Source organism: Streptococcus sp. HMSC078H12 (assembly GCF_001814615.1).
GTDB lineage: Bacteria > Bacillota > Bacilli > Lactobacillales > Streptococcaceae > Streptococcus > Streptococcus salivarius_F.
The window spans coordinates 205,992-228,676 of record NZ_KV817339.1; the positions used below are offsets into that span (position 1 = coordinate 205,992).

The 22,685-nt window shown below is 38.5% G+C and carries 14 protein-coding genes; 4 read left to right on the plus strand and 10 right to left on the minus strand.

The features are described from left to right. Together HMPREF2979_RS07560 and HMPREF2979_RS07565 are read left to right on the plus strand one after the other, a co-directional pair. Positions 1-2,489, plus strand: a 2,489-nt coding sequence (locus HMPREF2979_RS07560) for a glucosyl transferase (RefSeq protein WP_261787305.1), incomplete at its 5' end; no start/stop codon positions are given. Between the two features lie 385 nt (positions 2,490-2,874). Beyond that, entirely contained in the window at positions 2,875-5,400 is a 2,526-nt protein-coding gene (locus HMPREF2979_RS07565; protein WP_064524596.1) for a glucosyl transferase, read from the plus strand. A gap of 111 nt (positions 5,401-5,511) precedes the next feature. Here the strand turns inward: HMPREF2979_RS07565 and HMPREF2979_RS07570 are convergent, their stop codons facing one another. From HMPREF2979_RS07570 to HMPREF2979_RS07585, 4 genes are all read right to left on the minus strand, one after another. Then, positions 5,512-6,522, minus strand: coding sequence for a hypothetical protein (locus HMPREF2979_RS07570; RefSeq protein ID WP_070655965.1), 1,011 nt, complete (start codon positions 6,520-6,522; stop codon positions 5,512-5,514). 241 nt (positions 6,523-6,763) lie between these two features. Further along, a complete protein-coding gene (gene mprF / locus HMPREF2979_RS07575; protein WP_070655967.1) occupies positions 6,764-9,289 on the minus strand; it encodes a bifunctional lysylphosphatidylglycerol flippase/synthetase MprF in 2,526 nt (841 codons plus the stop codon). Between the two features lie 18 nt (positions 9,290-9,307). Next, complete coding sequence (locus HMPREF2979_RS07580) at positions 9,308-10,255, minus strand: AEC family transporter (RefSeq protein ID WP_070655969.1); 948 nt, start codon at positions 10,253-10,255, stop codon at positions 9,308-9,310. Positions 10,256-10,338: 83 nt separating this feature from the next. Further along, positions 10,339-11,964, minus strand: coding sequence for a malolactic enzyme (locus tag HMPREF2979_RS07585; protein ID WP_070655971.1), 1,626 nt, complete (start codon positions 11,962-11,964; stop codon positions 10,339-10,341). A 351-nt stretch (positions 11,965-12,315) separates the two neighbouring features. On the opposite strand from HMPREF2979_RS07585, the gene HMPREF2979_RS07590 reads away from it, so the two are divergent. Further along, on the plus strand, positions 12,316-12,666 hold the full coding sequence (locus HMPREF2979_RS07590; RefSeq protein WP_037598004.1) for a helix-turn-helix domain-containing protein: 351 nt from the start codon (positions 12,316-12,318) through the stop codon (positions 12,664-12,666). 140 nt (positions 12,667-12,806) lie between these two features. Next, positions 12,807-13,682 carry a LysR family transcriptional regulator gene (locus HMPREF2979_RS07595; protein ID WP_070655973.1) on the plus strand — a complete coding sequence of 292 codons (876 nt, stop codon included), beginning with the start codon at positions 12,807-12,809 and terminating at the stop codon, positions 13,680-13,682. An 82-nt stretch (positions 13,683-13,764) separates the two neighbouring features. On the opposite strand, the gene HMPREF2979_RS07600 is transcribed toward HMPREF2979_RS07595, so the two are convergent. The 6 genes from HMPREF2979_RS07600 to HMPREF2979_RS07625 all read right to left on the minus strand — a co-directional run bounded on the left by HMPREF2979_RS07600 (position 13,765) and on the right by HMPREF2979_RS07625 (position 22,320). Next, positions 13,765-14,523 carry a CPBP family intramembrane glutamic endopeptidase gene (locus HMPREF2979_RS07600; protein WP_070655975.1) on the minus strand — a complete coding sequence of 253 codons (759 nt, stop codon included), beginning with the start codon at positions 14,521-14,523 and terminating at the stop codon, positions 13,765-13,767. Between the two features lie 166 nt (positions 14,524-14,689). Then, positions 14,690-16,075, minus strand: a complete 1,386-nt coding sequence (locus tag HMPREF2979_RS07605) for an MFS transporter (RefSeq protein WP_070655977.1) — start codon at positions 16,073-16,075, stop codon at positions 14,690-14,692. 25 nt (positions 16,076-16,100) lie between these two features. Continuing rightward, complete coding sequence (locus HMPREF2979_RS10615) at positions 16,101-16,304, minus strand: MarR family winged helix-turn-helix transcriptional regulator (protein WP_261787306.1); 204 nt, start codon at positions 16,302-16,304, stop codon at positions 16,101-16,103. Positions 16,305-16,612: 308 nt separating this feature from the next. Beyond that, the gene (locus HMPREF2979_RS07615) at positions 16,613-17,176 is read right to left on the minus strand and encodes a sugar O-acetyltransferase (protein ID WP_070655979.1); all 564 of its coding nucleotides are present in this window, start codon (positions 17,174-17,176) and stop codon (positions 16,613-16,615) included. A 137-nt stretch (positions 17,177-17,313) separates the two neighbouring features. Beyond that, positions 17,314-18,063 (minus strand): MBL fold metallo-hydrolase, encoded by a 750-nt coding sequence (locus HMPREF2979_RS07620; RefSeq protein ID WP_060972270.1) that lies wholly within the window; start codon positions 18,061-18,063, stop codon positions 17,314-17,316. A gap of 267 nt (positions 18,064-18,330) precedes the next feature. Then, entirely contained in the window at positions 18,331-22,320 is a 3,990-nt protein-coding gene (locus tag HMPREF2979_RS07625) for a mucin-binding protein (RefSeq protein ID WP_070655982.1), read from the minus strand. Between the last annotated feature and the right edge of the window lie 365 nt (positions 22,321-22,685).

Genomic DNA, 22,685 nt, shown 5'->3' on the forward strand with positions numbered 1-22,685 from the left:
CTACAGACCGAGCTGCCAATGAGACAGCTTCAACTAACGAAACTTCAAACAGTGAAACCAATGTCACTGGTGGTCAATACTATAGTGATGCATATGGTCACTGGCATTATAAAGATGCTAGTGGTAAAGACCTGACTGGACCACAAACTATTGATGGCGTTAAGGTCTACTTCAATCCAGGCGGTGTTCAGGTTAAAGGGGAATTTGGCTGGGACAGTCACTATTATGACAAAGACTCTGGTGCTCTTGTTACTAATAAATTTGTTGAAGAATATGGTAGAACCTATTACGTTGATGAAAATGGTAATAAGGCAATTGGTTCTAAAGAAGTTAATGGAGCGTGGTATTATTTTGAGCAGTATGGTGAACTAATTAAAAACAATTTTGCTCCTGATGGCCGTTATTATGACAAATATGGTAAACAAGTGGATTTCGGAACAAACCGCTATTTCGAATTAAACGGGGAATGGTACTATGCTGGAAATGATGGTGCTATTTTAAAGGGACCACAAACCATCGATGGTGTTAAGGTTTACTTCCGACAATACGGAGCTCAAGTCAAAGGATATTTTGTCAAAGATGAGGGGGATAATAAATCTCGATACTACGATAAGGATACTGGTGCTCTTGCCACCAATCAATATGTTATCGCTTATAATCCTTACAAACATCGAAATGAACGTTATTATGTTAACGACCAAGGAATTCGGTTAACTGGTCCTCAAACAATTGACGGTAAACAAGTCTACTTCGATACCTACGAGGGAAGCCAGGTTTTCGACAATTTTGCTGACGATGGTTACTTTTACGATCAGGACGGAAATCGTGTTGATCTTGGTGCCAATCGTTATGTTCAAATCAGAGACAATTGGTACTATGTCGGTAACGATGGAAAAATTTTAACCGGTGAACACATTATTGATGGAGCTCACGTTTATTTTGAATATGGAGGTAAACAAGTTAAAGGAGATTTTGACTATAAAAATCAATTTCACGATAAAGACTCTGGAACTTTAGTTACTAATCGTTTCGTTACCGTTAATGACAAGACCTACTTCATTGGAGCAGATAGTAAGGCTATTAAAGGAGCGACCGTCATCGACAACATTGAATACTTCTTTGACGAAAAAACTGGCGCTCAGGTTAAGGGAAATTTCGCAAGTAACAAAAAATATTATAACAGTACTACTGGTGCTCTCGTAATCAATAGTTATGTCCAAGTCGACAAAGACTGGTACTACGTAGGCAATGACGGTAAACGGCTTAAAGGTTCTCAAACCATTAACAATGTTCCTGTATACTTTGACCCTTATGATGGTAAACAAGCCAAAGGTGTCTTTGGTAATGATGGCTACTTCTACGACAAAGATTCTGGTGCTAAAATAGACCTTGGTACCAATCGCTACGTTTACATCAACGATAACTGGTACTATCTTAATGGAGAAGGAAAAATCCTTAAAGGCGATCAAACCATCGACGGGGTACAGGTTCACTTTGATCCATATTATGGTAATCAAATTAAAGGAGAATTTACCGATAGTAATGGGCATGCGGTTAAAGCAAACTCCTATACTAGCCCAGTTAAGTACTATGATAAAAATTCTGGAGCTCTTGTAAAAGGTCAATACTTTAGCCATGATGGTAAATGGTACTATGCAGATGCAGAAGGTAATATCCTTAAAGGCTCACAAACCATCGATGGGGTACACGTTTACTTTGACTATAATGGTGTACAAGCTAAAGATACTGTTCTAGATGGTTACTACTACGATAAAGATAGTGGAGCACGAAAAGAACTCCCTCGTGATCAGTTTATTAAGATTGGTGACGATTTATACTACATTAGCAGTAATGGACGAACTGGGAATATAACTATTGATGGTAAGGATTACTATGTTGGTCGATATGGTAGAGTTCTTCGTGGTTCCTTTAACGTATACCAAGAGCCACCTTACTATGATGACGAAACTGGCGAAGCTGTGAAAAAAACTGGTTTTGTTAAATCTTATGGTCGTTGGTACTATATAGAGGAAGACGGAAAAAAAGCAAAGGGCCTTAAAGAAATTGATGGTAAGCTTTATTTCTTCTCTAACAATCCAATGAACAAATACGAAACAAACGAACAAGTTCGTGGACAATTAGCTAGACCTTACTTTTATATTTCCTTCCCAAATAGAGCAGAAGACAACCCAACTTACTACTTCGATGCTGAGACTGGAGCTGCTGTAACCAACCAATTCGTCTATGCAGATGGACACTGGTACTACTTCGGTAACGATGGAAAGGCTCTTCTATTTGATCAAGTCATCAATGGTCAACACCTCTACTTTGATTATGAAGGTAAACAAGTTAAGGGCGATTTCGTTACAGACTACAAGGGAACTCGTTATTATGACGAAAACTCTGGTGAGCTCGTCACCAACCAAACACGTACCATCAATGGTGTGACTTATCACTTTGATGAAATTGGGCGTGCGAAGCAATTATAAGGATTTTAGTAAAATAGACTAAGTTTTTCTCGCAGATATCTATACTAGAGGAAGTTGATTAATTTTAACTTCCTTTTTAAAATCCACGAAAATAATTTTTGTCTGCTTTAAGAAAACTTTAGGCTTTGCTTTATATACTATAACCATCCTAAAACTTTTCTTTTTCATAATCTCCTAAATCCAGGGCGCAGGTCCTGGATTTTTTTGTTTTTTGATAATTGTTTGAATTACTAAGAACTGGAAAAATCTCACCTAATAGCCAGAAAAATAGATGTTATTCTCTTTTATCAATCTCTTCACATTAAAAGAAAGCCTTTTTATTTTTAATATTGAAAAGGCTTTCTTATTGCATTATAATATAAATTAAAAAGGGGAGGTATTTGTTATGGAAACAAATAATAAGGTCAAACATCAAACATCTAAAAAGTATCTTATTGCATTTTCATGTGCATCAGCTCTTGCAAGTTTTGCGCTTATTGCAGGAGTTGCTTTTGCGGATGAAGTAACTACTGGTGAAACACACAAGATTGACACAACAACAAGTGTTATTGCCAATGTTGAAACAACAGCAGACTTAGTTGAAACAAAGGGTATTGAAGCAATATCTTCTGCTGAAAGTTCAACAGGTGCTCCAGAGTTAGCAAGTTCGGAAAACGTTAGAGAAACGGCTTCAGCAACCACTAGTGAAAGTCAAGCACCTACTGAAACAACAACCGTTGAAGCACACGCAGCTTCAACAAGAGACAGTGTAACTAGTGAAACAACTACAACAACTCCTGTTATTAATGAGAACGTAAACATTACAGGTGGTCAATATTACAGTGACCAAAACGGTAAATGGCATTACCGAGATGCCAATGGTAATGACCTGACTGGACCACAAACTATTGATGGGGTTCAAGTCTATTTCGATAAAGAAAATGGCGTGCAAGCTAAAGGCGTTTTTGCAAAGGATCCTAATAATGCTAAAAAACTAAATTTCTATGACAAAGATTCTGGTGCCCTTCTCAAAAGTCAATTTATCGTAGCCTACAGCAACGATACGAAACAATATGAACGTTACTATCTAGATGATAATGGGAACCCCGTGTACGGTGAGTATCGAATTAATCGTAGATCATCCTACTTTGACGATAAATTTGGGACTCAAATCATTGATCGCTTTGCTCCTAATGGACACTTTTACGATCAGGATGGTGTTTTCGTCAATTTAGGTACCAACCGCTTTGTTGAAATCAAAGGAAAATGGTACTATCTCAATGATAGAGGACAAATTATAAAGGGCAGCCATATCATCAATGGAGCTCAGGTCTATTTCGATGAAAATGGTGTTCAAATAAAAGGGAATTTTGACAAGGAAAACCGCTATTATGATAAACACACTGGTAAGCTAGTAAGCAACCGATTCGTAACAGTCAACGATAAGAGCTACTTCGTTGGCGCAAAAGGTGTCGCCATGAAGGGTGCTACTCGTATTGATGGTAAAGAGTACTACTTCGATAAAAAGACAGGTGCCCAAGTAAAAGGTGACTTCGGAGGTAATGGTAAATACTACGACGCCTCAACTGGTGCACTTGTAACCAACCGTTATGTCAATGTAGATAAATATTGGTACTATGTTGATGCTGAGGGCAAACCATTAAAAGGTTCACAAACCATAAATAATGTTCCTGTCTACTTTGATTCTTATTATGGACGACAAGTTAAAGGTGATTTTGGAGACGATGGTTACTACTATGATAAAGACTCTGGTGCGAGAATTACACTCGAAAAAAATCGTTACCATAATATTAATAACCATTGGTATTATGTCGGTTCAAATGGCAAAATCCTTAAAGGTGACCACGTCATCAATGGCGTTCAGGTGCATTTCGATAGGGTATTTGGAATACAAGCTAAAGATGACTTTGTAGATAAAGATGGCATTAATGTTCTCTATGATAGCTTTGTTGTCTTTGGTATCCCAGTTAAGTATTATGATAAGGATACTGGTGAACTTGTTAAGGGGCGTTACTTTACAAGTCGAGGCAAATGGTTCTATGCAGACAAGCAAGGCAATATTCTAAAAGGTGCCCATACCATTGATGGTGTCCCTGTCTACTTTGACGACCACCTCGGAACACAATTCAAAAACGTAGTTAAAAATGGCTACTACTATGATAAGGATACCGGTGAACAGAAGGAAGTCCCACGGAACCAATTTGTTCGTGCTGATAATGGGCTCTTCTATTATGATAAAGATGGTAAAGCACTTTCTGGTTCTCATACCATTAATGGTGTAACCTATTCGTTCTATGAAAATGGACAAGCCCGTCAAGGAACTTTTGGGCCTTCCGGTTCAGGACCTTTCTACGATGAGGTTACTGGAGCAGCAGTCAGAGAAAAAGGATTCCATCAAGTAGGTGGCGATTGGTACTATACTGATGAAAATGGTAATAAACTCTTAGGTCTTCAAGAAATAGATGGCAAACTCTATTATCTCGATAATACAGAGTCTACTAGCTTAATTACTGGTTATCTCGCAAAAGATAAAGTGCTTAGTCCTGAGCAAAAAGAGTCTACTAGATATCCTCGGACATCTAGTAGTACTATCATCGAACCTAAAATCTACAGTTACTACTACTTTGACGCTGAAACAGGTGCTGCTGTAACTAATCAATTCGTTAATTGGAAGGGCAACTGGTACTACTTCGGTAACGATGGCAAGGCCCTCCTCTTTGATCAAGTCGTCAATGGTCAACACCTCTACTTTGATTATGAAGGTAAACAAGTTAAGGGCGATTTCGTTACAGACTACAAGGGAACTCGTTATTATGACGAAAACTCTGGTGAGCTCGTCACCAACCAAACACGTACCATCAATGGTGTGACTTATCACTTTGATGAAAATGGACGTACGAAGCAATTGTAAGAAATGTAAGAAAATCGACTAAAATTATTCTCATTCGTCATACAGATAAACGACAAACAAAAAGTCCAAATCAAACTATTGATTTGGGCTTTTTGTTAGGTAAAGAATTTATTAGTCCTTTTTCAGTCTTTTTAGGTGTTTATAGAGACCAAAGGCCCGATCCAGTTGCATGGATTCGATAGGACGTTTGCCCTTGATATAGAGATTTCCATTGGTCGCATTCATCAACCCTGTTTTAGAAATAGCATAGCCGGTAATCATGCCACTATAAAGGAATTTTTCCAGCTCCTTGACATCTAATACTCTGCTTGAAGGTTCAAGAATACCATATTCTGCTTCATAAATATCCACTAGTCTTTTAAATTTATAGGCTGTTTTTATGGGCATATCTCCGACATTTCCCTTGGCATAATAATGATAAAGATTCTGTGGGCTTAAGTCTGCAGATGCCACCTCTTGACCGTTGGGCGAGTAAGGTTGTGATTTAATGAAAGTATTGAGCTTGCCAATATCAATGTGGAAGTCGCTAACATTTTCCTTAGGAACAGGGAAGTCATTCCTATCAACAATCTCCCTTCGTCTTATGGTAGCTAATAATTCATATGGTTCGACTCTAAGTCTTTTGGAGAATTTTTCCAAAGTATCAAGCGATACTGTTCCTGTTTGATTGATTAGGTTATAGTTGGTTTGAGCCATACCAGATGAGACTACAAAGGCTGTCATGCGTTCTCTGACTTCCCCCTCATCCATATCTTCCGTGATTTCCAGCTTCTTGCGAATGTTGTGCCACAAGTTTTGGGTGACCTGATCAGGATCTCTTGGAAACTCAAAAACCTCATGCTGATTATTTCGAGCTAAGAGCTTTCCAAGTGTAATGTTTTTTCCAGTCACCTTGGCCAGACCGTTAGTAATGGTTACAATCTTTAGGATATTTCCCTTAGGCTTGTTCATAAAGAGCATCCGAAGGCTTCCTGCCGGAATCCCCGTGGCTTCTGAAAGCTCTCTGTAACTCTTTTTGTCTTTCCAAAATTCCCCCATACGAGCTTTTTCTGCATTTTCCCAGAAAAGCTCCTTAAGGGGTTTGGGGGCATTCGGCTCATCCGAAAATAGTCGTTTTGACATCATTGTCTCCCTCTAAAATTGCTGTTTATAAATTAGTCCAAATCTATTATCTCATATTTTTAATAAAAATCAAATCATTCCCTAATTAAATATATTTATAACTTTCTATTTGTGCTGATTTTTACAAGATAAAAAGGATTTAGCTCAGTTTTACACGGAACTAAATCCCTTACTTAGACAAACTATCGGAAGTCATAATAAAGCTCAAAAGTCATCATATGCTGTTTAAAACTAATAGTTATTACGATAATCTCTTTACTTTGCGATTATCAACTCTATAAATGGCTAACATATCTAGTATAAGCCATGTATCACGGGGATAAGCGACATATCGTGTTGACCAGATTGGATTAAACTTTTGTTTATATTGTCTAAGACCACTAAAAGAATAGAAGCGATTGGTAAAGGCATAGATGAGATAAGCCACTTTTTCCTGTAAGAAACTATGTTTCTCAGTTCCTACATTTGACAATGGCGCCATACCTAAGTCAAAGTAGGTAACTCCTTCTTCTTTAAAATGAAGTAATAATTTTACAAAAAGATAATCCATGATACCATTAGGGGCTGTCTTTAAGTCGTAGCGCATCAGGTCAATGCTTGCTTCGTTAGGTCCATTGCTAGCTAAAAAGGTAACGAAAGCCTGAATGTTATCTTCCTCATCACTTACAAGAGCTATTGGAGCTAATTGAATGTACTTTTCATCAAAATAGCCAAGTGAAAAACCTTTTTCTTGGCGACCATCTAACCAACTATCCGATATTTCTTTTAGAGTATTAAGCATCTTTTTATCAAAAGGCGGTTGTAATACTTGAAATTGATATCCTTTATTTTCTAGCTTATTCACAACCGTTCTAAACTTCTTCCCGTGTTTTCCTTCAGTTGTAAATTCATCGAGTGATACCTGAGCAGTCTCACCAAACTTCATAAAGTCGTATCCATATTCATGAAGTAAAAGGGTTGTTTCTTGATTAACTTCATAGAAAATAACAGAGATATTTGCATCCTCAGCTTCTGCTAGAAACTGTGATAAGCCCTTTTCTAAGTAGCCTGAGTGTGCTAGTGGATCCGACATAACAACACACTTGTTATTTTCAATTGCAAATTGGAAAACAACTTTGTCTTGACCATCCTCCTGGTACCAATAAAGATATTTATCACCTAAAAATGCTAAGGCAGCATCTAAATTTAAATTTGGGATTGTTGCGATAAAGTCTTGATATCGTTGTTTATCGAAAACTTCTCCGAAGTTCTCTTTAATTTTATTACTTTCACGAAGAACCAAAACATACAAAATGACCAATATCAGAGACAAACCAAGAAAATGAATCCAGTGTGTAACCAGATGAGAGAGATGTTTTAACTTAAACACATGATGAGGATTAAAATGACCCAGCAAAACAAGTGTTAAGAAGAAACTACCACCAATATACGATATATCTTTAGAACAATCTTCCCAAGCATAAAGATAATGTCTGCGAACAAATGTATCCTTATTCCACCATACGAGAAACAAGAGAACCATTAAGAAAAGACTACTTGGTAATGAAAAACTACCAATATTCAAATAAACAAGACTTACTAGCCCTAGGACAGTAGCCAGTGTTAACGTAAATTTTAAACGTCGTTTAACTAATCTTGCTAAAAGGAAGAACAGAACACCAAGAACAATACTAGGAAGTTGAAAAACAAACTGTCCAGTGCTAGGTGTAAGTTCTCTAAGCAAAGGAAGATGTCCTAATTCTTGAGGAACTATAGCTGAAACGATAAGAAAGAAACCAAAGAGTCGCAACCCCCAAACCAATACTATAGCGGATAAGGCTTCAATGACCTTTTGAGGAATTCCTAAATATTTCTCATTTAGTCGTCCGCCCATATTTTTTAAGAATAAAACAACTCCTAAACAGAAAGGGAGAATATAATAGAATAACCTAAATACAAGTAACCAACTTAGTGCCTGAGCCTTATCAATCCCAAGACCAACTAAACCAGATACTATAATTAAATCGAAACTACCAAGACTACCAGGAATCATTGATATAATTCCGATTGTAATAGCAATCATAAAGAGGGGAATCACATCGTAAATTGGTAAATTATAGCCCAAAATATAGCCAACCAGGAGGAAAAAGCTTATTACACAAGCCCAATCAAGCGCAGAAGCTAATACTAAAGATAAAATTGTCTTTCCACCCAGCTGGCCAAAATAGGCCCAATTTTTCCTATTTGAAACAAATAAAACAATCGGGAGATAGAGACTAGCTCCTAAAAGGACTGGCCAATACTGCTTAATCCCAATTGATAAAGGGAATAAACCTGTCAAAACCAAGCTTATCAGGGCAAACAGTGAAAATCCACTCATGAAATAAGGAATGACACGAGAAATGCCCTGCATACTTTTTTCAGGTCGTTCTTCATCTCCATAGAAAGAATATCGTAAACCAATATCTACCAAGCCGGCAAAGCCAATCATATTATTCAAGCTATTAATGGTCCAGCTAGTTTCTAGTAAGTAAGATAATTTTTGTTTCTGATTTAGCTCTTTATTTAAGATAGTATCATAGAAGATCATTGGCGCAACAGCTATAAAACCAAACAATGCTAAACAGATGACATTTAGTGGAGACAGTTTCCCCAGTATTTCTACAATCTTATCAAACGAAATCGTCTTAAAAAGTCTAGTTATCTCTACAATAACTAGACTAGCAATAGATAGAAATAAAACGAGTTTGATAAGTGTTTGCCATTTTTTAACCCAATTTAAAAACATTTACAAACTCTACTCCTTTTATCCTAATAATGTCTGTAAAATCGGAATCACAATCACAAATAAAACTGTACTGAGAGTGACCACATTCGTTGAAAACTCAACATCGCCTTTACCTTGATTGGCAAGGATAGGAAGAACTGCCAAGGCTGGTGTTGCAGATTGAATCATAAAGGTTCTAAATTCTGGTGCTACCATATTTGGAGAGAAGAACTTCAGAACCAAGAGCATGATGACCGGTGCAAGGATAAAACGTCCAACTAGTGTGATGATGGTATCTTTATCAAAGCGAATAGTCTGAAGCCCTGCCTTAGCAAGGACGATACCGATATAGACAAGAGATAACGGCGTTGTCAAACTACCAATATAAGTCAAGGTACTTTCCGCAAAACTTGGGACAGGAATACGTAACACCAAAAAGACGAGGGCTACGAGAAATCCTAATAAAGGAGCTGGGAAGAGCTTCTTCCAATTAAATTTTTGAGCCTGTTTTGAAGCCCCTTCTTTACTATCAGAAGTCATCAGATAGACACCTAATGTCCAAGTAGATACTGTATTTGTAATATAATAAACCAAGAAGTAAGGAAGGGCTTGATTTCCAAACAAAGCGATATTTAAAGGCAAACCAATAAATATGGTATTGGCATTAACAAAGGTATTAATCATGGTTCCTCGACGCCCTGGGCGCACTTTAAAAACTTCCACCGCGATAAAGGCCGCTAGGTAACCAAGAATGAAGGCGATAAAGGTATACAACAAACCGCCAGACAAGCTAATCAATTTATCTAAAGTTAAATATTTAAGAACAGAGGTAAAAATCGCAACTGGCATGGCCACGTTCATAATGAGTTTAGATAAGTCATTTCCAAAACTCTCTTTAAACCACCCACGGACCTGTAAGAAATAACCAAGAATGATGATGACGATAATGGGTACAATACTCTGAATCGAAGTTAAAAATATTTCCATAATCTTCCTTTCTATATATTAGGATATACAGTAAAAGGCGTACGAGGCATCTAGTCGCACTCGTACACCTCCATTAAATTTACTTATTTATATTCTGGATACCATTTCAAATCACGAACTGCTTTAGCCATATCTGTTTCTTCAGCACGCGCAAGACCTTGTTCTTGCGCTTTTTTAGCAACTGCTTCTGCTACTTTGATAGAAACATCAGCTACATACTTGAATGGAGGCAAGACTGGTGCTCCTGGTTCGCCTGGATTGACAATACCACTCAATGAATGTGCTGCAGCTCCAATCATTTCATCCGTCAACAGACTCGCTTCGGAAGCCAGCATACCTAGTCCGAGACCTGGGTAAATCAGGGCATTATTCGCTTGACCAATCACATAGTCCACACCTTTATAGGAAACTGTACCAGCTGGAATTCCTGTCGCAACAAATGCTTTTCCGTCTGACCATTCGATCAAATCTTTGGCACTTGCCTCAGCTAGTTTGGTTGGGTTAGACAATGGGAAAATGATAGGACGTTCTGTGTTTTCACACATAGCTTCTACAATTTCTTTTGTGAAGGTATTTGGCTGAGTTGAAGTTCCCACAAGAATAGTTGGCTTAACCGTCTTCACTACTTCAAGAAGGTCCGCCAACTTATCTGCATTGGCAAAATCAGAACGTTTCTTAGCAAATGGTTTTTGTTCCGGCGTTAAGTCATCCATGTCATCAAAGAGGAGACCTTGTTTGTCAACCATAAAGAAGCGTTTATAGGCTTCTTCTTCAGGCAGACCTTCACTGACCATTTCACGAAGGACACGAGAGGCAATCCCTGCACCAGCAGTCCCACCACCATAGCAGAGATAAACTTGATCCGTTAATTTTTCACCTGTAATGTCCAATGAACCAAAGATTCCACCGAGGGTTACAATACCAGTTCCTTGGATATCATCGTTAAAGGTTGGGATTTGTTTTCGGTATTTTTCAAGGATGTTAGCAGCATTTAAGCGACCGAAATCTTCCCAGTGCAGATAGAGTTTAGGGAAAAGACGTTCTGCAGTTTGAACAAATTGGTCAATGAAATCATAATAACGATCACCACGCACACGTTCGTGGCGATTTCCCAAGTAATTAGGGTTGTTACGCAATTCTTCACGGTTGGTACCTGCATCAATGACCAAAGGAAGCACCATTGAAGGATCGATTCCTGCAGCTCCAGTATAGACCATCAGTTTCCCAACAGAAATATCGACACCATTTGTACCCCAGTCACCAATACCGAGAATACCTTCTGCATCTGTCACAACAATAAGACGAATCTCACGGTCCCCTGCTGCATTTCTCAAAGTTGCTTCGATATTTTCAGGATGATTGATATCAAGATATGCGGCATATTGTGGATCTACAAAGAGGTCGCTATAACCCTCAATGGTATCAGCGATTGTTGGGTCATAGACAATGGGATTAAATTCTTCCAAATGTTGAGAAAAGAGGTAATAGAAAAGAGTTCGGTTGGTGTTAAAAATTTCCATTAGGAAAAGACGCTTTTCCAAATCATTGGCCTTTGTTTGCATTTGCGCATAAGTTTGCGCCGCTTGTTCTTCAATCGTTTGAACATACGGTGGCAGTAAACCAATAAGGCCTAGTTCCTTTCGCTCCTCTAAGGTAAAGGCAGTACCTTTATTGAGGAAAGGGTTGTTTAAAATATCATGTGCAGTCATAGTGCAACCTCCTTTTTACTTATATTATACTACTTAAAATAGTCATTTTAAAGAACAATGTGCTTTATAGTGTCCACTCATTTCTTTTATGTTATAATGGGCAAAAAGAATTATGACAGAATCAACTATACAACCAGTTATCATCTTTCATCCAGATACAAATGGACAACCACTTTATCTGTGCCTAACCGTATAACACATTTGTTTTACAGGCTGTATAGTAGCAACAATTGTGATGGTACTAATAGAGTACTAGCATATTGAACTAATAAACAACAATATGGATTTTATAGTATACTTTGTATTGTTTAAAAAGTTATTTTTGTCATTTAAAACTTGTATTCTGTTTATATGACAACTAATAATTATCTACAAAAATATATTTCACAAAAAGTGAAATATTTTCGTAAACAAAACAAAATGAGCCAGGAGGAACTTTCGGAACAGGCAGGACTCGGACTCAAGTATATCAATCAATTAGAAAACCAAAATGTGAATCTTACCATTCACAGTCTAGAAAAAGTGATTGTCGCCTTAAACTTGACACCAGAGGACTTTTTCAATTTCAATAGCCTCGAGCCCACCACTGACCAAACCGATAATCTCTCATTGAAAAGAGTTAACATGAAGCTGAAACAAGTTCCTGTTGATAAAAGGGAGAAAATCCTAGCTATTTTTGAAGATATTCTTGATAACCTATAATCATCTCCTGACTCATCATCATATTCTAACTCAATAAAAAAGTTATAGTCAAACACATCACTACGGATAATATTTACTTATCGTCTCATCTAGCCTTGTCTATGTAACTCTTTTTAACAATTTTTTGAAAGTGTGATTTTATGAATCTTAAAGACTTATACTATTTTTATGACCTAAGCAACCTGCAATCTTTCACTGCAGTAGCTCGAAAAAACGGGGTGAGTCAACCATCTATTTCTTATGCCATTAAACGTTTAGAAAAGGAGTTTCATTGTCAATTACTTGTGCATGATCCTTCACATAGGACATTTAAGCTAACTCCACAAGGTGATATATTGCTACGACATGTAAAGAAAGCTCTTCCAGAAATACAAGGTGCCCAAAAAGAAATACTTCGAAGCATTTCTCCCTATGATACAATTGGGTTTCCGCCTCTTATTATTGACTATCTTGTTCGTAAAGAGCCTGCTTTTATTGAAAATGTCTCAGCACTTCGAAACATTCACCCTATACAAGAAGGTTCTATTGAACTTCTAGACCTCTTGTCTAAGGGAGAACTAGATGCCAGTTTTATTGGAAGCTTAGAACCGATTATCGATAAACGATTTTCAGTTAAAACTCTTATGACAAGTGATCTTTATTATATTCTACCTTCAGGCCACTCATTGGCAGATAAGGAAGCTATCGCTTTCTCTGATGTTCTAAATGAAAATTTTATTATTTTAGACGAACATTTTGTTCATCTAAATGCTTTTCAACATTTGAATAATCAATATCATCATGCTGCAACACCATTCTTTCAAACAGATGATATTAATTTGCTTAAGCAACTCCTTCGTAAAAAAATTGGTATCAGTCTTCTTTCTGAAATCGCTATAACAAAGGAAGACAAAGATTTAATTTCTATCCCAATGGTTAAAGAGGAACGCATGTCGCTTTATGTTTCACTAGTTACACTTAAGGAAACTAATCTTCATCCTGAGGTAGAAAACTTCTTCCAAGAACTATTAAATTAAAAGCGATAATACTAAGCTAATTAAGATACATCTAACAATAAAAGGAAACTCCCCTCGTACTTAAACGAAGGGAGTTGTTTTACTAATAATTCCAGTTTACCAAGAGATAAATTAGACTCGAGCCAAACATATCCGCCAAGGCATGCATGAGGAAGAATGGAAGCAAGTTTTTGACCTTGTATTTATAAAGGAAATAATAAAGTAGACCAAAGACCACACCGATAACCAGAGCCCATAGTATCCCCTGATAGGTATGGAAGGACACACGGACAATGGTTGAAAAGACCAAGACCCACCATTTATACTTGTCCTTTACTGAGGTCAAAAGCCCTAAGAAGAAAAATTCCTCGTAGAAACCGTTAAGCAGTCCGTAAGCAATGGCCATAGGTGACAAAGCCATAAACTTATCAATAACAGCCATAGGGTTAATATAAGCTAAAACTTGAGGACTAAAATAATTATACTGTCCTGACAAGGTGCTAACCATATCGGCAAATAGGCCTGAGATAGCGAAAATAAAGGGTACCCAAAAGAGAACAGACCACTTTAGGCGTATAGGTAATTGTTTAAAGTCAAAATGACGTATCCAGAGATATATAATCGCTAAGGTTAGGAGAATAATCTGCAAGGTGAAATTACTTGAATAGCCTGCTCCCTCACTGGCTGTATTTGTTGACGTCTCAGTAACTGTTGTCGCTACGGTCGGAGCCAAACTTGCCAAATATATTTCAGTCGAACGGACAATAAACTGTCCAAACATAATGAGCGTAACAATACCGATATCAAACCACCTCAGATTCTTTAGTGGTTGTTCAGGACGAATTTTCTTGAGTAAAGACATTGGTCTTTCCTTTCTTCTAACCTCTTCATCGAAGACTGGTTTATTCTTTAAGGTTATTATAAGTCGTTAACCTTAAAGTAATACTAAAATTTGCAGTAAGATTAGTATTTCATTTAAGGAAAGAAAAAGCAAGGGAAAGCATGTTTCCTTTGCTTCAAACTTGTTATTAATCATTCTTTTTAACAACACTAAATAAGACAAGGAGTTGGAAAATAGCCAAAACAAATAGGACCACAAAGCCATTTCGACTACCTTGAGCCGTTGCTCGTGCAAAGTCAATCTTGTGGTTAGCTTGACTCATAGCAACAATTAGAGATGCTAGTGTTGTTCCCACTGCTCCTGCAAATTGTTGGAGCGTGTTAAAGATGGCATTAGCATCGGCTCGTTGATCAAGCGACAGTTGTTTCTGTCCATTAGTCATGACATTACCAAAGGCAACCCCGAGTCCCGTCATGAAAATCATGTAAAAGGCGAGAATCAAAGTATTTGAAAGGGAGAGACCAAACAAGCTAAATAGCAACTGAGCAAGAACGATAAGGCTTGCTCCAATCAGAATTGGTTTACGAGCTCCCATCTTATCTAAAATGATACCCGAAAACGGAGCAAATCCTGCACCAATGATAGCTCCTGGGAGGAGCATCAAGGCTGCAAGAGTGGTATTAGAGTTGTTAACCAACTGCACATAGTTTGGCAAGAGGAAACTCATCGCAAGGGAACCCAATTGGAAAGAAAAGAAAGCGATGATATGACCTGTCAGTTTAAGATTTTTCAAAATAGAGAGGTTGATGATGGGATTTTCTAATGTTGTAGAACGCCAAATCAAAATGACAAGACCTAAGATCCCAATCAAAAGCCAACCTAAGACTGAGAAGCTGAAGAAGGCATGTTCAGCAACCCCATGAAGACCTAAAATCAGGCCCAAGAAAAGAAAGATGGTAGCCAGTAGACTGAGGATATCTAAAGATTCACGTTTAACCTCACTCTTTTGCTCAATCGAGCGAAGCCCTGCAATCAGTGAAGCCAAGAGAATAGGAAACTGAATGAGGAAGATAGAACGCCAACCAAAATGCGCTGTCAAAAGTCCACCAACAGTCGGTCCAATCGCTGGAGCGACAGCTGTAATCAGTGTCCCAACTCCCATCATGAGACCAATCTTACGACTTGGCACCTGCTCCAAAATGATGTTAAACATGAGAGGTAGGGCAAAACCAACACCCATTCCTTGAACCAATCGTCCCAGAACAACAAAGCTAAAACTAGGCGCTATAAAGTCGATAAGAACACCTAAAATAGACAAAAGGTTTGCGACCAGAAAGATGGTCTTCATCTTAAATGAGCGCTTGAGATAGGCAGATAAGGGCACCACGCAAGCAACGACTAATAGGTAGATGGTTGTAACCCACTGTACTGTTGACGTATTAACCGAAAATACCTTCATCAATACAGGAAAGGTGATGTTCATAGCTGTTTCACCAGCCACTCCACAAAAAGAAAGGATTCCTGTCGCAAAGATGGCACACAGGATCTTAGTGGAGATTTTTTCGTCTGACATAAGTATTTGTTCCTCTTATATAAACTTAAATATTGCGGTAGTGTTGTAAGATTTTGAGAAAGACTTCTCTCTCTTCAGATGAAAATTGCTGGGCAAACTCTTCCTCTTCTTTTCGAAGATAGGATTGGCAGGCAGACGCGATTTTTACTGCCTTATCCGTTAAAACAACCGCTTTTTGCCTAGCGTCTTTCGATGAGGTATGTCGTTCGATAAGGCCTTTTTTCTCCATCCGCTGTAAGAGAACTGTCGTTGACCTTTGAATGTCAAATTCGTGCTCAATGTCACCTTGAAATACCTCATGCTTAAATGGCCATCTGATTTCCAGTCAAATCATATTGCTAGGCAAACTGATCAAAGTTGCGCATCATATTGTTATTGGTTTGCTTCAACAAGCATCCAAAATGGTCCAAAGAATAACTCCTCAACTCTATTGTTAGCTAACTAGCATTATTTAGTATAAGAGTTTTAGAAGGTAATATCAATATCTTTTCAAGAGATTTCAAAAAACTCAAGGACTTAAATCCTTGAGTTGCTTAACTAGTCTTTCTTTACAGGAATTTCCTTAATAACACGCGCTGGATTTCCGCCTAGAACCACATTGTCACCAAAGGACTTGGTCACGACAGCTCCTGCCCCAGCCACTACATTATTCCCCAATGTAACGCCTGGAAGAATAGTCACGCCTCCACCAGCCCAGAAATTATCACCGATGGTAATTGGAGCACCGTACTCAATACCTGAATTGCGTTCGGTTGGATCGAGCGGATGTAAGGGCGTCAAAAACTGACAATTGGGACCAATCATGGCGTTATCCCCAATCGTGATAGGACAAACATCCAGCATAGTCAAATTCCAGTTAGAATAAAAATTTTCACCAATATGGATATTGACACCATAATCGGTAACGAACTGAGGATTCATAGCAACACTTTCCCCAGTCGAACCAAACCAAGATTTGACAATTTCAGCCCTCTTGAGACGGTCAGGTTCCACATTAAAGGCCATTTGGTTTTCTCTGGATTTAGCTGCTAGGGCACGTAACTCAGGGTCGCTAGGTTTATAAAACTCACCCGCAATCATTTTTTCATATTCTGTCGGCATGGCATACTCCTTTTGTGGTTGTTTTCCTATATTGTAGTATAGAAGTGATGTTACCACAAGCGAGACTACAATGCAAACGTGAGTAAGAATGCCATAAACAAGTTCATTTTAGTAGAGTATTCAATTCGCTCAATAAATTATATATCGATGGTCTCACCAACAGCTAAAACCCTATAGCCTGCTGCTTCAACTTCTTTTTTAGTTGTCTTGTAATGACTATAATCATCTATATGAATGGGATAAATCCTTTTAGGTTGAAGGAGATCTTTCATTCGATTTAACATCTTCAAGTCCATGGTAAATGGTCCACCAAATGAACCTGATTTTACAGCACCTAAATTAGCAAATATGGCATCTATATTTTTAGGAACATTTTTTGTTAAGTCTGGGTACAAAACAGTATCACCGGTAAAATAAATGACTTTAGTTTCTGACGAACTTGTAATTGATATTTGATAACCATTCACTTTACCAACAATCTTTCGTATGATGTAGTTGCTGGCATGATAAGCTGGTAAAGCTTTAATGGTGATAAAGTAATCAGCGACTTGAAATGATTGTTCTTCTCCCCATTTTAAAACACTATTATTTAAGCATGACACGCCATTTAAGATTTTCTTATTAGGAGAAATGACTGTTTTACCCTTCAAATAATCTTTCCCTACATCATCCAAATGATCTTGATGCCCATGAGTAATTAGCCATACATCAACTTTACTAAGAAGAGACTTATCCTTATGAACATCAGTTTGTTTCTCGGAAACAAATCCTTTAAACTGGACTAAGGTTCCTTTAGGTGATAAATCAGGATCAATTCCGATATAAAATTGATTATCAATGGAGATGACGCCACATGCAACGCCATAATAAGTAAACGAAATAGACATGGTACCTCTTTTTTAAAACAAGCTGTAAGTTAAATTTAACAGTATTTGAATGAACATTTAAGTACATAACACTTGTAACTAGATTATAGTTTTTATCATCAATTTAATCAATATCAGTATATGTTTAGATACCTTCTTTTATTTTGATAATGCTTAATATTCAACCACAGACCTCACTTACCCAATCTACAAAAAAATCCCAAGTGCTCTATGCAACTTGAGATTTTCTTTCTGTCTGGGCATGCCTGAGTCATTCAGGTCTTTTGATTATTTTTCTTTTTGATCTTTGTGATCTTTTTTATTTTTCTTCTTACGTCCGTTGCGGCCAAGTCCTAGACCTGTTACCGATACGGTGAAGCCTGCGATATTGATGGTTTCTTCAATCTTACCTTTGCTTGCTTCTTCCTCATTTGAGAGATTAATTGGCATCTTGTGTTTAGAGCCTTTACCCTCAGCTTGACTTGAAACAGGTGCTTCAAAGTCATCGCCTGGTCCATAAGTGACTGGTCCCTCATGAGATTCCACTTGCTCTTCGACTTGGTCGAGAACCTCTAGGTCTTGAACCTCTTCAACAACGATATCATCTACCTTGTTTTCCTTAAGTTTACCATTGATATCACCTGTAAGCGGGATATAAACAACGGTTTCTTCAAGGTTACGTTGACCAACGGTCTTACCTTCAACCTTATCCTTATCAGCGCTGTAGCCTTCTACTTCTGGTGTGATGACTGTTTCAAACTGACCTTTATTTGAAGTCCAGTAGCTTGAACCAAGCTCTTCACCTGTAACCTTATCAATAGTCAAGCTACGTGTCCATTGAGCAGTTTGGATGTTATTGGCAGGAAGTTCTGCTTGTCCATCGCTAGATGTGTAGAGAACTGTGAAGGTTACATCTTTAATATAGCTTTCACGTTCTGGCCATTTAGCACCATCAGGATTTGCTGGGTTGATTGGTGTACCAGCTTCTTGGATGTTATCTGGACCTACTTGAACGGTACCATGACGAAGGGTAACCATGAAGTTTTGGTCAACATGTGAATCGCCATCAAAGATAACACCGTTTGTGAAGCCATCTGCAAGGAGGGTATAACCACGATCACTGTAGTACTTGATACGTTCAATTGTTGAGTATTCAATCACTTCGCCTGATTTACCAAGCAAGTCAACCACTTCAAGTTTCTTACGAGTTGTCCCGTCAACATAAGTAACTGTAGCTTTCTGAGCATCCTTGAGGTAAGTAACCACTTCCATGATTTCAGGTGTTTCCACAGAAACCTCTGTCATTTCAGCGACTTCCATACGGTCTGGCGTGAATCCGACAACCTCTGGTGAAGGAACCGCTGAGAAGCCAGCTTGAGTACTTGACCATGCTTCATAATTGATAGCGCCTGTCACAAGGTTAACATTAGCCAAACGTTTGAAATCAAGAACTTCAACGTAGTCGTCGCTAGCCAAGCCGCCTTCTTCGAAGACATACTGGATTGTACGTGTCACATCGGCACGGTTTTCAAGCATCTCTACGCTATTTGGCCAAACTGGACTATTAACATCGTTTGGATCTACGACTTCACCTGCAACTGGTGCTGGCATATCTGGGTCAATGAGAACCAAACGTTCACGAAGAACAACTTCGAAGACTTGATCAAAGTCAGAATCACCATTGTAAGTGTGGTCAAAGGCTTCGGCATAACCATCGTTGACAAGTTCATAACCTTGTTTGAGCAAGTTTGCGATTTGTTCATCAGTAGAGTAGTCAATCTTCTCACCTGAGCTTCCGATGACAACATCACGAGTCAATTCAGACTTATCAAGCTCATTCATGTAAAGGATAATAGCTTTTTGCTCATCCTTAGCATAAACCACGTTGGTATCTTGACCTGGGTGTTCTGGAGTAATAAAGGCCTTTTCAGAAATGTAACCAAGAACATCTGGAACGACTGTTTCCATAGCCATGGTTGGATCTTCAGGATCGTTGTTGTAGCTTGGAGTAGGTGCATTTTCAATAGGTGTACCATACTCATCTACAGGAATAATCTTACCAAGCTCTGTGTAAGTAACTGTATCTTCCACTTCTGGAAGGTCAGGGCGAACTTCAAGACCACCAGCTTGACGTTTATCCGCATAGAAGCCATCTACAACTGGAACTTCTACAACATCGTAAGTGAAGCTGTCTTGATCCCAAGTGCTTGTTTGTTCCACTTGGTTAAACTTACCGTGGAAGCTGAAGCTATCTTGAATGTTGATAACTGGATCTTTGTAGCCTGCACCTTGGAAGGTAACCGTTTGTTTCGTATCTTGCGTGATATCATCCAAGATTGGCTCGTAAACCAAGGTTTGGTCCATGCTGAGGTCAATTGGCAATACCAATTCACTTTCAGCTTGGTAGCCAGCAACTTGTGGTGCTGGTGTCTCAATAACTTGCGTAGCATCCTGAGGATCATTAGCATAATGAACTGGCTCTGCATCCGCGATTGGATTACCAAAGCTATCAACAGGGATAATCTTACCAAGCTCTTTATAGGCAACACTATCTGTTGCTTCTGGTTTATCAGGTGTAACAACCTGCATACCAGCAACTGCCTTGTCCGCAAAGTAACCTTCGATAACTGGAACATTGACCTTAGCGAAAGTATAGCTGTCTTGATCCCAAGTGTAAGTATCTTCTGCTTGGTTGTACTTACCAGTGAAGGTGAAGTCAGACTGGATATTAACAGGCGGTGTTGCTTCGCCAGCACCTTTGAAGAAGACAGTTTGCAAGGTTGGTTGCGTTACATCCTCTAGAATTGGAGCATACTCAACAAGAATATCGTCTGTCAAGCTCTCAGGCATGACACTTTGTTGCATTGGACGGTAACCCGGAATGTGAGGAACAAGAGTCTCACTAACCTTAGTTGGGTTATTGGCATCATTGTTGAAGGTTGGCGTTGGCACGTTTGGAATCAAACGTCCATTCGCATCAATAGGGATAATCTTACCAAGTGGAACGTAGGTAACGGTTTCTTCTATATTATCCTCAGTAACATCTCTACCCTTAACTTCTACTCTATCCGCAAAATAACCTAAAACTACTGGTGCATAGATATCATAATACTTGGTTTTGTTTGGAGACCACTCTGTCTCATCAACAAGCTCACCTGTAACCTTGTCGAAGGTAAGAGTACGCACCCAATAAGCCTTTTGCACATCGGCATCTGGCAAATCCGCATTACCATCTGTACTTCTGTAAAAGACTGTGAAGCTTACTTCTTTTTCGTAAGCATACTTAGATGGCCATTTAGGTCCATCTGGATTATTAGGATTGATTGGAGTATCTGGGACTTGTTCATTTTCAGGTCCCACCTTGGCAACATCGTGTTGCAAGAGGACGAACCACTCTTGATCATCAATATCTTTATCATCAAAAATGGCATCCTTAGGGAATTCGTCCTGAATCAAGTCATATCCCATGTCTTTGAAAGTCTTGATACGTGTTGCTGTCCCGTATTCAATCGCTTCACCTAATTCACCGGTCAACTGGTCGCTAACCAAGTAAGCACCGGTAGTTTCATCGATATAAGTGATGCTGGCTTTCTTGAAAATCTTACGATACACAACCGGAGTGTCCGCTCCTGGTTTGTTCGGTACTACACTTTTAATATCTGTCATATAATCTTGAACAGCTGGTGTTGCTGTCTCACCCGCCTTTCGTGGATCTTTTTTGTTATTGTTATACTGCTTAGTCAAAGCACCTGGAATATATTCCCCATCTTCTGTCACAGGGATTATGCGTCCCAATTTCCTATAGGTCACATGTTCCGTTACTGTTGGCACATAGGGTGTGACAACGTTAAAACCCGCTTCCTTTTGGTCAGCGAAATAGCCCTGGACAACTGGTACCGATATCTTAGGATAGGTATAGCTGTCCTTGTCCCATTCGATTAAACCAGTCTTCCCATCTCTAGTCCCTGTAAAGACATGGTTTTCCATGACTTCAGGATCTGGAGTTTGCGAATCCGCTCCTTGAAAGATAATCTCCTGCTTGGATGGAATCCTCACAGTTTCCGATTGAGCATGGTTATCAAAGAGGGCTTCGTCAGCTCTGGCAAAATCTAATGGGGAGGGGGCACTGTGGTCAGAGCGACTTTTTGGGTTAGTCAATAAATTAGAAAGATCTATAGTATCAACTAAATCAGAGTCCGCTGATTTACGTGCATTATGCGCTTCGGCAGTTTTAGCCTTAGCCGCTGCCTCAGTCGCATTTTCCCTATAGGCTCTCAAAAATACTCCCCCTTTCTACTTTTTTATGAGAAATAAAATCCTTTACTTGCTAAGTTCTCATGGAAATCTTTTCTATTAAGATTTCATTTTCCCTCAGAGAAGCTAACAAGTTCTTATCAAAGATTAAAATTTTTGATATCTCTTATATATACTATAATACGAGAATCGAATTTTTACAAGTAAGGTGTAAGAACTTTAATCATTTTAACCCCTAGGTGAAAAAATAGCGCTTTAATGTGCAATATCTATCAAGTATTTTACGAAAGTGGCATCAAAATGAGATTACCGCTATAACTTAAATGATGAGTCTTTAATGGTGTTTTCTCTCTCTAGAGACACTCTTACAAGAAATACACTTAAAACGA